Annotated in this window: 10 protein-coding genes; 5 read left to right on the top strand and 5 right to left on the bottom strand. The window is 57.6% G+C overall.

Annotated features, from left to right (window positions below; translation table 11 throughout):
* Positions 1 to 78 precede the first annotated feature (78 nt).
* A complete protein-coding gene (locus PMI11_RS02665) occupies positions 79 to 867 on the top strand; it encodes a response regulator transcription factor (protein WP_007813018.1) in 789 nt (262 codons plus the stop codon).
* 277 nt (positions 868 to 1,144) lie between these two features.
* Here PMI11_RS02665 and PMI11_RS02660 read toward each other — a convergent pair whose 3' ends face one another.
* The 5 genes from PMI11_RS02660 to PMI11_RS02640 all read right to left on the bottom strand — a co-directional run bounded on the left by PMI11_RS02660 (position 1,145) and on the right by PMI11_RS02640 (position 6,732).
* Positions 1,145 to 2,137 (bottom strand): glycosyltransferase, encoded by a 993-nt coding sequence (locus PMI11_RS02660; protein WP_007813017.1) that lies wholly within the window; start codon positions 2,135 to 2,137, stop codon positions 1,145 to 1,147.
* A gap of 72 nt (positions 2,138 to 2,209) precedes the next feature.
* Positions 2,210 to 3,277: a glycosyltransferase family 8 protein gene (locus PMI11_RS02655; RefSeq protein WP_244430525.1), complete on the bottom strand. Its 1,068-nt coding sequence runs from the start codon at positions 3,275 to 3,277 to the stop codon at positions 2,210 to 2,212.
* Positions 3,274 to 4,326, bottom strand: a complete 1,053-nt coding sequence (locus PMI11_RS02650) for a UDP-glucuronic acid decarboxylase family protein (RefSeq protein ID WP_007813015.1) — start codon at positions 4,324 to 4,326, stop codon at positions 3,274 to 3,276. The genes PMI11_RS02655 and PMI11_RS02650 overlap by 4 nt, the downstream gene beginning before the upstream one ends.
* Before the next feature lie 45 nt (positions 4,327 to 4,371).
* A complete protein-coding gene (locus PMI11_RS02645; protein ID WP_007813014.1) occupies positions 4,372 to 5,859 on the bottom strand; it encodes a sugar transferase in 1,488 nt (495 codons plus the stop codon).
* A gap of 15 nt (positions 5,860 to 5,874) precedes the next feature.
* Positions 5,875 to 6,732 (bottom strand): WecB/TagA/CpsF family glycosyltransferase, encoded by an 858-nt coding sequence (locus PMI11_RS02640; RefSeq protein WP_037070577.1) that lies wholly within the window; start codon positions 6,730 to 6,732, stop codon positions 5,875 to 5,877.
* Positions 6,733 to 7,101: 369 nt separating this feature from the next.
* Between PMI11_RS02640 and PMI11_RS02635 the strand changes: the two genes are divergently transcribed.
* From PMI11_RS02635 to PMI11_RS02620, 4 genes are all read left to right on the top strand, one after another.
* Entirely contained in the window at positions 7,102 to 7,932 is an 831-nt protein-coding gene (locus PMI11_RS02635) for a phytanoyl-CoA dioxygenase family protein (protein WP_244430524.1), read from the top strand.
* A 712-nt stretch (positions 7,933 to 8,644) separates the two neighbouring features.
* Positions 8,645 to 9,595: a glycosyltransferase family 2 protein gene (locus PMI11_RS02630; protein WP_007813011.1), complete on the top strand. Its 951-nt coding sequence runs from the start codon at positions 8,645 to 8,647 to the stop codon at positions 9,593 to 9,595.
* Positions 9,592 to 10,692, top strand: a complete 1,101-nt coding sequence (locus PMI11_RS02625) for a glycosyltransferase family 4 protein (protein WP_007813010.1) — start codon at positions 9,592 to 9,594, stop codon at positions 10,690 to 10,692. The genes PMI11_RS02630 and PMI11_RS02625 overlap by 4 nt, the downstream gene beginning before the upstream one ends.
* A complete protein-coding gene (locus PMI11_RS02620) occupies positions 10,686 to 11,828 on the top strand; it encodes a glycosyltransferase family 4 protein (protein WP_007813009.1) in 1,143 nt (380 codons plus the stop codon). The genes PMI11_RS02625 and PMI11_RS02620 overlap by 7 nt, the downstream gene beginning before the upstream one ends.
* Positions 11,829 to 11,945 lie beyond the last annotated feature (117 nt).

Genomic DNA, 11,945 nt, shown 5'->3' with positions numbered 1-11,945 from the left:
CAAACCCTCATATCTGAAGGGCTTGAGTGTTCGGTTGTTGTTGAGGCGTAGTGAAACTCGGCTGGGGAGGATGAAGCAGTGAATTCAGCGCTTGTACCAAATTTAGACCTTAGGCAGGAAAATGTAGCTCTTCCACTTAAGGTAGATAATAGTTCCACTGGTTTGAGCTTGCAGTCGAGGCCAAAGCACTCTTTGGTGATCCTCGACAACCGTGAACTGGATCGGCAATGCCTCGCGCAGTGCATGGCCGCCTACAAGACGGATTTACTTATCCTGGCATTCGGAAGTGTTGAGGAGTGGAAGCAGAAATGCGATGAATATCCGCCGCTTTCGGCAATCCTCCTGAACATTGGCGGCAAGAAGATCGATGAGCCCTCCGTTTCGGGGCAGATCAGGAGCCTTGCTGCGGAATTCGGGGCGATACCAGTCATCATATTGGCTGACAGCGACGATTTCGGCCAAATCGTGAGGGCGATCGAGTACGGGGCCAAGGGCTACATACCTGCCTCGGTCAGCATCAGCGTCTGCATGGAGCTGATCGCGCTGTCGGTAGCGGGCGGCGTTTTCGTGCCTGCAAGCACGCTATTCGCCATGCGTCACTTGCTGGAGTCCAGCAACACGACCGCTCGCCCGCTGGCCGGGATCTTCACGGATCGTCAAGCCGAAGTCGTAGAGGCACTTCGGCGCGGAAAGGCGAACAAGATCATCGCCTATGAGCTCAATCTGCGAGAAAGCACCGTCAAGGTACATGTTCGCAATATCATGAAAAAGGTCAAAGCAACGAACAGAACGGAAGTTGTGTTCAAGCTCAATGATCTGTTTCAGGGTAGTATTTCCGGCTTCAGCGCGAATAAGACGCCGTGCTGACGCCGTCGTCCGATCAAAGCTTTTCACATGCCGCAAGCACGTTCTTGCTCTAACTTATCCCGGTGGCGCAGACCAAAAGGCCACCGGGGTTCTGTTTAAGCCGCTGCACCTCGACCCGTTGTCGCTTACCCGAATATCTGAAGTCGCCATAGCGCGTTCGAAACTGTCGAAGATCCCCGATTTTCTGCCTTACATACCCGTCTTGGCGTGAGCAACGATCAACCGCTCAACCATCGGCTATTGTTTCCGTGCCCTGCGGATGAACCAGATGAACCACTCATCCTGCAACTCGTCGCCCAATAGAATTCAAGGCACACCAGTATTTGGGCCCGATGGTTTGCTTGCAGACCAACTTGATCCAGGGCAATGAATTTCGCACTTCGGGGGAAACCTCCAGAGCGAAGCGCTGAATAGCCACGGCTGTAGCAACATCGAAATTATTGAACGCCATGCCGGCCAGTCGAAGCGCCTCTTTCCCGAGATCTCTGGCAAGAAAGCGTCTTAGTTTCTCATCTTTCTTGAGGCTATCTGCGCCCTGCCGAAACAGAATATCGAAAGCCTGTTTTCTTTGTCGAAGGTCGGGAAGAATACTTTGTCCATAGTATTGCAGCGACATATTCGAAGCATGTCTGCGGTATACTGCTTGATCTTCGTTGATGTAGCCCACTCCGGCGTGCGATGCGAGCCGCAGCCACATCTCCATATCGCCGGCATGGGGCAGTTCCTTATGGTAGCCGCCGACCTGCTTTTGCAACGCCGTTCTCACGACGGCCGTCGGCGTCGGAACCAGGTTGCTTGCTCCGCTCAACCGCATGAACTGCGGACCGGACAAGATCTGCATGGCGGGCACATTATTGTCTCCGAGAGGATCGACCCGCTTGGTTATGATGCCATCTGACTCAGCGATGAGCGCGTTCCCGAACGTGAAACCGACATCCGGATGATTGTGCATAAGCTCTGCGGCGCGGCCCAGTGCGCCCGGCAAAAGATAATCATCTGCAGAAAGAAGCAGGAATAAGTCGCCGCCGGCCCACTCGATCCCCTCATTATAAGTGGCAATGTGGCGCTCGTTTACCGTGTGCCGCCGATACGTCACCCGTTTGTCCCGGGATGCCAAGGCCATTCCGACTTCCGGCGTATTGTCTGGCGAGGCGTCATCCAGAATAAGGATACGCACATCGACATTGGCTTGCGAAAGAACGCTTTCAACACATTCTTGCAGGAAATGCGCGTAGTTGTAGCATGGAATTACGACATCGACACGTTGCAAACTTATTCCTCCGCAGGCAATCGTTTCGTTCGGGGCATTTCATGGAACCCTGAATTCGGCTAGGTTTAACTCTTATGTGTTCTTCGCTCCCCGATTCACTCGCGCCAGCGTTGAGGCGTGCGCCCGCATGGCCGATTTCGTGCAGGACCATGCAGCTCTCAAGAAGGCGGATCGGGCAAGCAGCCGGGAGCCTGCACGCTTCAAGCCGCTTTGAGCGCGCTCCCGGCGCGTGAGCGCAAAACGGGTCCGGGATCGAAACGCATCGTAGAATGCGACATTCGGGCTTAAGCTTCCTGATTTCCAGGGCTTCACATTGGTCACGAAATGAACGATCGCGGGCTTATGCTCGAGCGCGATACGGGAGATCGCCTGCGTAGGCTCGAACTGAAAATTCCAGACGCGGTCCAGGACTTTCCACTTTCCGTCGCAGGCGACGTTGAGAGCGTCCTGATCCGAATATTCCGTGGTCGGAAAGCGATCGAGATAATCCAAAGATCGTTCCGATATTCGCTCGGCTCGCCATCTTGCAAGGTCGATAAGAAGAATGCCGGCGTTGAAGTAGCGCTCGACCCTTGCCCCGCCTGTAGCACCCCGGCCGCTGCTCACCACATTATCCAACCAGTAATCCGGTACGGCCCCGATCACTGCCTCGCCCAGATCGATATTCCACAACTGTTCGAGCGCGGTCAGCACGAGGATGTCACCATCCAGATACAGAACTCGGCTGCAGGTCTCCGGAAGGAACTGCGGCATAAGGATCCTCGCGAAGGTCATCTTCGAGACGCCGGGGCGAGTGGAAAATCCGCTCGCGAAGGACAAAGTGCCGATGGGATGCCACTGGATGACGGCAGAGTTTGCAGGCAGAGAATCAAAGATCCGTCGCTTGTTTTCTTCGCCTATTCCTTCATGAATGACATGGATATCCAGAGGCCATGCGCTTTTGTTGTTCTCGGCGACCGATCTAAGGGCCGTCGCCAAGGGAACGGCGTAGGCCGCATCGACTGCAAAGACGATGGGGCCTAACCGCTGTTTTGCGCCCACAGAGGCGGCTCCTGTTGGTATGCTGTGCACATTCATGTTTCCGGCACCATCCCATCGAAAGAAAACGAGCTTCGCCTTGTGATCGACGTTGCTGTTCACGTGCCGATCGATACGGCTTCCTGAACAGGAAGGCCGACGGCCGGGGTGGGCAGATGGGTGTAAGCCGGTTGTGGGGACCTGACGCCAGGCATGCTCCTGGTTCCGCCAGAAAGCTTCCACTCGAAATAGGCGATCGTCTTCTCAAGCCCCTCACGCAGGTTCACCGTCGGCTGCCAGCCCAGGTCCTGCTTTGCGCGGCTGATGTCCGGCTTGCGCTGCGTCGGATCGTCGACCGGCAGAGGCTTGTAAACGATGCTTGATTTCGATCCCGTCATTTCGATGACCATTTCGGCCAGTTCCCGAACCTGGAATTCTCCCGGATTGCCGAGGTTGATCGGGCCTGTGACACCGGCCGGCGCGCCCATCAGGCGGATGAAGCCCTCGATCAGATCATCCACGTAGCAGAACGAACGCGTTTGCGTGCCGTTGCCGAAGATGGTGATCGGTTCGTTTTGAAGCGCCTGAACAATGAAATTGGAGACGACGCGGCCGTCGTTGGTCTGCATACGCGGCCCGTAGGTATTGAAGATCCGTGCCACCCGGATTTCCACGCCATATTGACGATGGTAGTCGAAGAACAATGTTTCGGCACACCGCTTGCCTTCGTCGTAGCACGCCCGCGGCCCTATGGGATTGACGCTGCCTCGATACTCCTCGGGCTGAGGATGGACCGCCGGATCGCCATAGACTTCGCTCGTGGATGCCTGGAAGATCTTCGCCTTGGTGCGTTTGGCGAGACCAAGCATATTGATGGCCCCGTGTACATTGGTTTTGACCGTCTGAACGGGATCAAACTGATAATGGACCGGAGATGCCGGACAGGCGAGGTTGTAGATCTCATCGACCTCCACATAAAGCGGGAAGGTAATGTCGTGGCGAAGAATCTCGAAACGTGGGTCGTCGAGAAGATGCAGCACGTTGTCGCGCGAGCCGGTATAGTAATTGTCCACGGCGAGGACATCATTGCCTTCTCGCAAGAGCCTTTCGCACAGGAATGATCCCAGAAAGCCGGTGCCGCCGGTTACCATAATTCGCTTTTGTCCGTGCATTGGTGTGCTCCGTTGTTGATGGTTGCCCCGCAGAAACGAGGATGGCTAGTAGGCTCCCCTGCGCTTGAAGACCGCAGGGATTGTGCTGAGAAGGATTTGGCAGTCGAACCACAGGGACCGGTTGTCGATGTAGAACTCGTCTAGTTGCTGCTGCAGCTCGATATCCGCATTGCTTCGTTCGGATATCTGCCAAAGGCCCGTGAGCCCCGGCGTTACGGAACGGCGTTTGTTTCGAAATTCGCCGTCCATCGCCAGGAGGTGATATTCCGGAAACGGACGCGGTCCGACGATGGCCATCTCGCCTGCAATGATGTTCGCCAGTTGTGGGAGCTCGTCGAAGCTCGAAGTGCGCAGGAGATGTCCGATAACCGGCAGCACGCGCGGATCGTCCTTGAGCTTGAAATGGGCCAACCACTCGGCCCGCATGGCGGGGTTCTCTCGGAACAATGCCTCGAGGCGCTGTTCCGCATCTCTGTACATCGTCCTCAATTTCAGGACGTGCACCGGCTTGCCGGACAGTCCTTCCCTGGCATGTCGGAAGAAGACAGGTCCCGGATCGATGGCGTAGATTGCGGCGGCCGCAATCGCGATGAAGGGCGCAACCACGATTGCTGCAGGGACCGCGATCGCGAGATCGAGGATCCGGCGAACCAGGTCCGTATTGACCGAACTCCCACCGGTGGTGAGTCGAATACCGATCTCTCCGCCGACATCCGCAGGTCGCAAACCGCTGACCTTGAGGCTCGGCGTATCGGACAGGAGAATAACTTCGGCGAACTTCCCGCGCATCGCCGCCAGATCGGGTACAAGCGAGCCCGCGTCACCCGCAATCAGGGCAATGGACGGCCCGCCGTCGGACGATGCGTCCTCGGGCGAAAACGGCTCCGGCCGGATGCCATACTGCCAATGGTCCTTGAAATGCGCCATAAGCGTAGGGATAAGATTGCGGCCCCCTATGAGCACCGCACGCTCCCCCCAGATTCCAAGTTTCCAGCACAGGCCGCGTGCGAACCAATGCATGAATGGCTGAACGACCAGCCCGAGGCTGAGGAAACCAATGATGGCAAGCAGCAGTCGTTCCCCTTCCGGTAGGATGATTGCTCCGAAAGCCACCAGGACAGCCACCTTGACGGCAGCTATCGTGCGCCGCCGCAGATGTTCGTGGTCGTGCAGTCGATATCCGGGATAGAGGCCGGCCGATGCATAAAGAACGATCGCAGCCAATGCTGCGAGGGTGAAAGTACGCTCCACAACTGTGCTCTCCGAACCACTGGGAAGAACGGGCAGGAGAACAAAATAGGCAACCAGATAGCTTGCAATGTCGCCGGCAACCAGGAATGACGACGTTGCAACCCGAGGAAGCCGGCGCCGTAGTGCAATCGGCATATTCAGCCCTGACTGCCCTAAGGGGTCGATGGTCCTGGCTGCTATCGGTGGCACGGAACCTGCCGGAATTGCCCGGGACGCCATGTCATTTGTGGCGGATGTCTTCGACGGACCCGATGTTATCGCTGACGGCGCAAATGAGGACATGATGCTTTTACTCCTCTACGGCCTTTGTCCCGACGCACCCGATCCAGAAACGGCGTCTTCGATCGGAAACTTTCGAAGGCCCAATCTCTGGAAGGCAGTCAGTGAGATGAAGGTCGGCACGACGAGCGCATAGCGCCGCCACAGCCGTCGCGGCTCGCATAGAAGACGAAACACCCATTCGAAGCCGCTTCTTTGAATGATCCTCGGAGCCTGGCGCTTGAGGCCGGCGTGGAAATCGAAGGCAGCACCGACACCGATGAGCATCGGCGCCTCCAGGCGGTCGCGCATGCGCGCCATCCAGAGCTCCTGCTTGGGACTGCTCAACCCGACCCAGATGATATCGGCGCCCGACCGATTGAGCCGGTCGGCAGTATCCGCTTCCTCCTGCGTCGACAGTTGGCGGAAGGGCGGCGCATAGGAGCCAACGATCCGTGCCTGTGGAAATTTTGCGAGAAGGCGCGCCTGCAGTTGCTCGAGCGTTTCGGCTGTCGCGCCATAAAGGAAGTGGCGCAAGCCTTTGGAGCTGCCGGCAGTGAAAACGGACAACATGAGATCGGGTCCGTAGACCCTGTCGCTTTCCACATGACCAGCGTGTTTCAGTGCCCAAACCAACGGCATGCCGTCGGGGGTTACGAGGAACGCCCGGTTATGGATGGACCGAAGCTCGTGATCTTTTTGACACCGCACGACACCGTGTGCGTCGCGAACGCACACATATTCTTTCCTGCCGTCTTCAATCGCCTTTTCGATAAGCCCGGTCGCGCTTTTGAGGTTGACTGCGGAAACTCGAACACCAAGGACATTCGTCCACTTCAGGGAACCCTTTGGATCAAGGACTGAAGTTTGGTTTCTGTCTGCTGGTGAATTTCTCATGACCTACGCTTTTGCCAACTGAAACTGCAGCTAGAATATGCTGGCAAGCCTGTTGGCTCCATACTTGCAGCTGTAGCTATTGGACGTAGAAAGACTTCCCATTTCTGCGTTCTGTATAGAAATGAATTACAATATTCGAAGTAAGGCAGCGTCCTCGGGGTATGCCTGATTGCTCTTTTTGATAAGCGTTACCCCAAAAGAGCGGTTTGACCTTCGCGCGGCCGCAGAAGACAGTCTCTTTAGCGCGGCCAAAGCTGGGGAGGTTTGAGCGCGACAAAGCCGGGGAGAGAGACAATGGCGAATTCAACAGGGGTGAATTCAATAGACGAATTCCGGGTGCCCGCCAAAGAGCCTTCAAAGGCGCCCAGCATGACCAACCAGCTGCAGAACGATTTGACCTCTGATGGCTATATCGTCATCAGGGATGTCCTGGCGCCTGAGCAGGTGGAAAGATTACGGCGGGTTGCCAAACAATATCTGAGGTCCGGCGGCAAGTATCTGTACGGCGGCAAATTCCAGCTTCACGCCATGTATGCCGTGGACGAAGTCGCCAGGTTTATGACCGCCGATACGATCCTCAATCGCCTCAAGGAAATTACGCAACCGCTCGATGTCGTTCTTACAGGCGAATGCGATCTCATGATCAACACGACATCGTCGTGGCATAATGACGTCCCTCACCATCCTCGTTGCGTTGATGGAAGTATTTTCTCGGACGAGAGCTTCAGGGTCTACAAGATCGCATTCTACCTGCAGGACCAGGACGAGAACTCGAACGCCACATTGAAGGTACGCCCAAGATCCCATCTCAAGGGTTTGGTCCAGAGCCTGCCAGCGAAAGGGCTCGGGGTACGGGCGGGCGATGCGATCATCTTCGACGTGCGTATCGAACATGCCGGGCAGATGCCGACACTGATTGACAGGAGCCTGCGCAAATTCTTCGAGCGGATCGGGCCACTGCTTCGCCTGGACGTTCAGAAGGCATTCACCGTGACGCGATCAATCATTCGACGGCTCAGCAGGACGCCTGACCGCGTCGCGGTTTTCATGACATTCGGTCCATCGGATGCGGAGACCTACTCCTATGCCGAGGAAGGCCGCCATCGCCATCCCGGCATTCGGGGAACGCTCAGTGCGGACGTGCTGTCACAGCTCGCTGTCAACAACGTTGTTCCACCGATTATCGGGGCACCTGCCTAACCACACCCAGGCACTGATCTCAATGCACATAATCGTACCGGCCACGACTGCGCACCATCGAAAATGGTGCGCAGGGCTACGTCGGTCGCACGGTGAGCCGCCGGTGGCGCGAACAGTGCGGCACTTTCGATCAGTTTGACTGCGATCCTGATACCGTCGCCGCCGGCAACATCGGCTGGCGAAATCAAAACAGCCTCACAACAATCCGACCGCATCCGCAGCGAACTTACCCGACAGCGGCGGCATCTACGTCTAAAGCATGCACCCATTATCCAGGGACCGGGTTGCACTTACGCCCTCGGCGGTTCCCTCCCCCAAAGGGTGGCGGCCAGGGTCTAGGGGATTGCCAATAAGAGCAGATGTTGCGTGTGTCCATTCACCGGTAGCTTGGAAAGGAATGCATAGCGCAAAGGACATGGCTGGGCGGTAGTTTCTGATGACGTAAGGCGATGGTTCCGGCGCAGGCTGATTGTTCGTAGTTGATGCTTAGAGGGTTGGGATTCCTATGGTTTCGCGTTCTGGTCCTAGTTCTGCACATTACATGATGGAAGCGTCACTCGTCCCGGCATTTTTGGCGGCGACCTCTCCAGCTCCATGCGAGATCCCGGTTAAGCATAGGGATCCCCTGGATGTCGCCATCATGGAGGTCCCAACGGACATGATCATGTTGCTGCGCCGCGGTGCAGCGCAGCAAGCCGCTTGAGAGGGCGTCATGGAGCGGCAAGGCATCAGCGTTCTTATCAACAATTACAATTATGGTCGTTTCGTCGGGCATGCGATCGACAGCGTCTTGAGCCAGGAGATTGCCGACGCCGAGATAATCGTCGTCGATGATGGGTCCAGCGACGAGTCGCGTTCCGTTCTGGAAGCCTATGATAGCCGGGTGAAGGTGATCTTTCAGGAGAACGCGGGACAGGCGGCCGCGATCAACGCCGCAGTGAAGTCCAGCAGCGGCGGCATCCTCTGTTTTCTGGACGCTGATGACTGGTGGGCGCCGGGCAAGCTGTCGGCGACGATAGCGGCTTTTCGCTCGCATCCCGAAGTATCGCTTGTCTATCACCGACTTCAGCCGACTTCGATCGATGGTTCGCCGACCCTCAAGCCGATCCCCCGGACCCTGTGTTCGGGAGACCTGTCGCCGCAGTTGACCAAATCGGCCGGCTGGTGGCCCTTCCCGATGACATCTGCCGTTTCCGTACGGCGCAGCGCGTGGGATGCCGCAGGACCTATTCCCGAACAGTTCCGCATATCCGCCGACGCATGGCTCACGGGGATCTATCCATTTCTGGGCGACGTTGCCGCCTTACCGGACTCACTTGGATTCTACCGAATTCATAACAACAACTGGTACCGGCCAATCGATGATGTCTCCATGCTGAAAAGGCGAATGGCGCATTGGCAGCGTAGTGTCGAAGCGACGAACCGGTTTCTCTCATTCCACGACTTGCCGGCAAGGCTCAGTCTCTCGGATCACTATCCCTATCAGATGGCGGCAGCAGAGCTGGATGGCGTCAATGCGCGCACCCGGCTCAAGCTTGCTGTCGAAGGGCTGTTTTTCGCTGGAGAACCAAACCTGCTGCGGCGGACGCGCGACGCGTTGCGTAGCGCCTACCACCTTCCTCGCCCCAGTCGGGACGTGGGCTTCTCGGAGGCAGCCAAATGAAGGCGCTGCTGCTGGTTTCCGAACTGGAAGACTACACCATTTCCTACGCGAGCGGCGTTGCCCAACACATGCCGGTCGTCCTTGGCGTTCCGCGCCGGCGTTACGCGCATCTTGCTTCCTGGTTCGATCCAGCCGTCGATCTTCACCTTCTGGACTGGCCACGGCACCGCTCTCTTGCCAATCCCTGGTTCCTGCATCAGCTCACGCGTCTCATCCGACACGAGCAGCCGAACCTCATTCATCTCCTAAGCAATTCCACGCTCTGGCTGAACTTTGCCGCGCCGTTTTGGCGCCCGATCCCGCTCGTGACCACCGTCCATGATGTGGAGGTGCATCCCGGCGATTCCGATACGCGCACGCTGCCCGGCTGGGCTCCGGAATTGATGGTGAGACAGTCAGGGCATGTCGTCGTACATGGCGAGGGGCTGAAGCGGATGGTCCTCGATCGATATTCAAAATCCCCGGACTGCGTCCATGTCCTGTCGCATCCGGCTATCCATCGCTATGCGGAACTCGCACGGCGGCAGAAGATGGCGCGGCGTGCCGCCGACGGAACTGTGCGCGTCCTGCTCTTTGGACGGATTTTCGCTTACAAGGGCTTGGAGCATCTGATCCGCGCCGAGGCCATGCTCAAGGATGCACTTCCCAATCTGCGCATTACGGTCGCAGGCCGCGGCGACGATCCCTGGGTCTTCAAGCCACTCATGGGAGAAGCCGGTCACTACGATATTCGCAACCGTTTTATCGAAGACGAGGAGGTCGCCCAGCTTTTCCTCGATGCCGACATTGTCGTCCTTCCCTACACCGAAGCATCCCAAAGCGGCGTGCTCAACCTTGCCGCGGCGTTCGGCAAACCCGTTATCGTGACTGACGTGGGCGAATTGCGAGCGACCGTCCAGCCCAACGGATTGGGAATGGTGGTTCCGCCGGGCGATGCGGAAGAGCTCGCGAAAGCCATCCGGACATTGGCCGACAATAGCGAGCTTAGAAACAATCTCGGCGCCAACGCGCTCGAATGGGCCACAGGACCGAATTCGCCCGAACAGGTCGGCGCCCGGGCCGCAGCCGTCTATCGCGAGGTGGTCGGATCATGCTGATGAAAGCACTCGCGGATGGTCATCAGATGGCGATGCGGAACACGGCAAGCGTCCGTCACTATGTGCCGGGTGGCTGCGAGAACGGCGGCGGCATTGGCAGGTTGGTCGGTTATATAACCAGCACCGCGAAAGAAGGCGGGGCAGACCATGCCGTCACCGACACAAGAGGCCCCCGATGGTCCGCGGCGACGTCGTCGCTGCGCCTGCTAGGCGCCATCCTGACGATGGCAAAGGATCGAATCGTCGATCCGACACGCATTCACCATATCCATATCGCGGGCCGCGGCAGCACCTCCCGAAAACTGATCCTGACCGAGGCTGCCCATTTGCTCGGGTGCTTTCACATATTGCACCTGCACGACTACGATTATGCCAGCGACTTTGCTGCCCGCTCGCCGCGTCAGCAATCGCTCATACGCCGCATGTTTCAGCGTGCTGATTGCGTCGTGGCGCTGGGCCAACGAGATCACATGATACTCGCGACACTTCTGGGCGTAGACGAGCACCGCCTCGTGATCGCTCACAATTGCGTCCCCGATCCCGGCGCGCACAATGTTCGTGCCGGTGAACCGCCGTTGATCGTTTTCCTTGGTCGCCTGAGCGAACGCAAAGGCGTTCCGGAACTTCTGCTCGCCCTCAGCCATCCGGTCATGAAAGACCTTCGGTGGCGTGCCGTGCTGGCAGGCGACGGGCCTGTAGAGGATTATCGCCGCAAGGCTGCAGACATGGGCCTTTCAGGTCTGGTGGAGATGCCAGGATGGCTTGGCGCCGACGAGACGCGTGCGCTGTGTGCCCGTGCCGATATTCTGGTCTTGCCCTCGCATGCCGAAGGCTTGGCTATGGCGGTGCTCGAAGGACTTTCCCACGGGCTTGCTGTCGTCACCACCCGTGTCGGAGCGCACGACGAGGTCATCTCCGACGGCGAAAATGGCGTCTTCGTCCCTGTCGGAGACAAGGATGCTTTGGCCGCGGCCCTAGCGAGACTGGTTACGGATCCAGACATCCGCAGCCACCTGTCGGCCAGGGCGCGTGCCCATTATCTCAGCCATTTCAGCATGAAGGCATATATGCGGTCGATGGAAAAGCTCTACGAAACCATCTCCGCGCAACCTCAAGCAAGGGTTAGCGCACAATGACAATTTCAACTTTTCCGCCAGATCGCAACGTCCCGCTCCCGGCGGTGCATTATGAACCCCGGTTTCAGACGGAGATGAAATCGGAGGAGTTTGATCTGACGTCTGGATTACGTTTGA

This window comes from Rhizobium sp. CF142 (genome assembly GCF_000281145.1).
Lineage (GTDB): Bacteria > Pseudomonadota > Alphaproteobacteria > Rhizobiales > Rhizobiaceae > Rhizobium.
Note: the sequence above shows the minus strand (reverse complement) of the source record. Positions and strands in the feature narration are given on the sequence as shown.

Bases quoted from the DNA above. Each gene is read 5' to 3' on its own strand.
- PMI11_RS02645 (WP_007813014.1), bottom strand. From the start codon at position 5,859: ATGTCCTCATTTGCGCCGTCAGCGATAACATCGGGTCCGTCGAAGACA.
- PMI11_RS02635 (WP_244430524.1), top strand. From the start codon at position 7,102: ATGACCAACCAGCTGCAGAACGATTTGACCTCTGATGGCTATATCGTC.
- PMI11_RS02640 (WP_037070577.1), bottom strand. From the start codon at position 6,732: ATGAGAAATTCACCAGCAGACAGAAACCAAACTTCAGTCCTTGATCCA.
- PMI11_RS02650 (WP_007813015.1), bottom strand. From the start codon at position 4,326: ATGCACGGACAAAAGCGAATTATGGTAACCGGCGGCACCGGCTTTCTG.
- PMI11_RS02620 (WP_007813009.1), top strand. From the start codon at position 10,686: ATGCTGATGAAAGCACTCGCGGATGGTCATCAGATGGCGATGCGGAAC.
- PMI11_RS02625 (WP_007813010.1), top strand. From the start codon at position 9,592: ATGAAGGCGCTGCTGCTGGTTTCCGAACTGGAAGACTACACCATTTCC.
- PMI11_RS02630 (WP_007813011.1), top strand. From the start codon at position 8,645: ATGGAGCGGCAAGGCATCAGCGTTCTTATCAACAATTACAATTATGGT.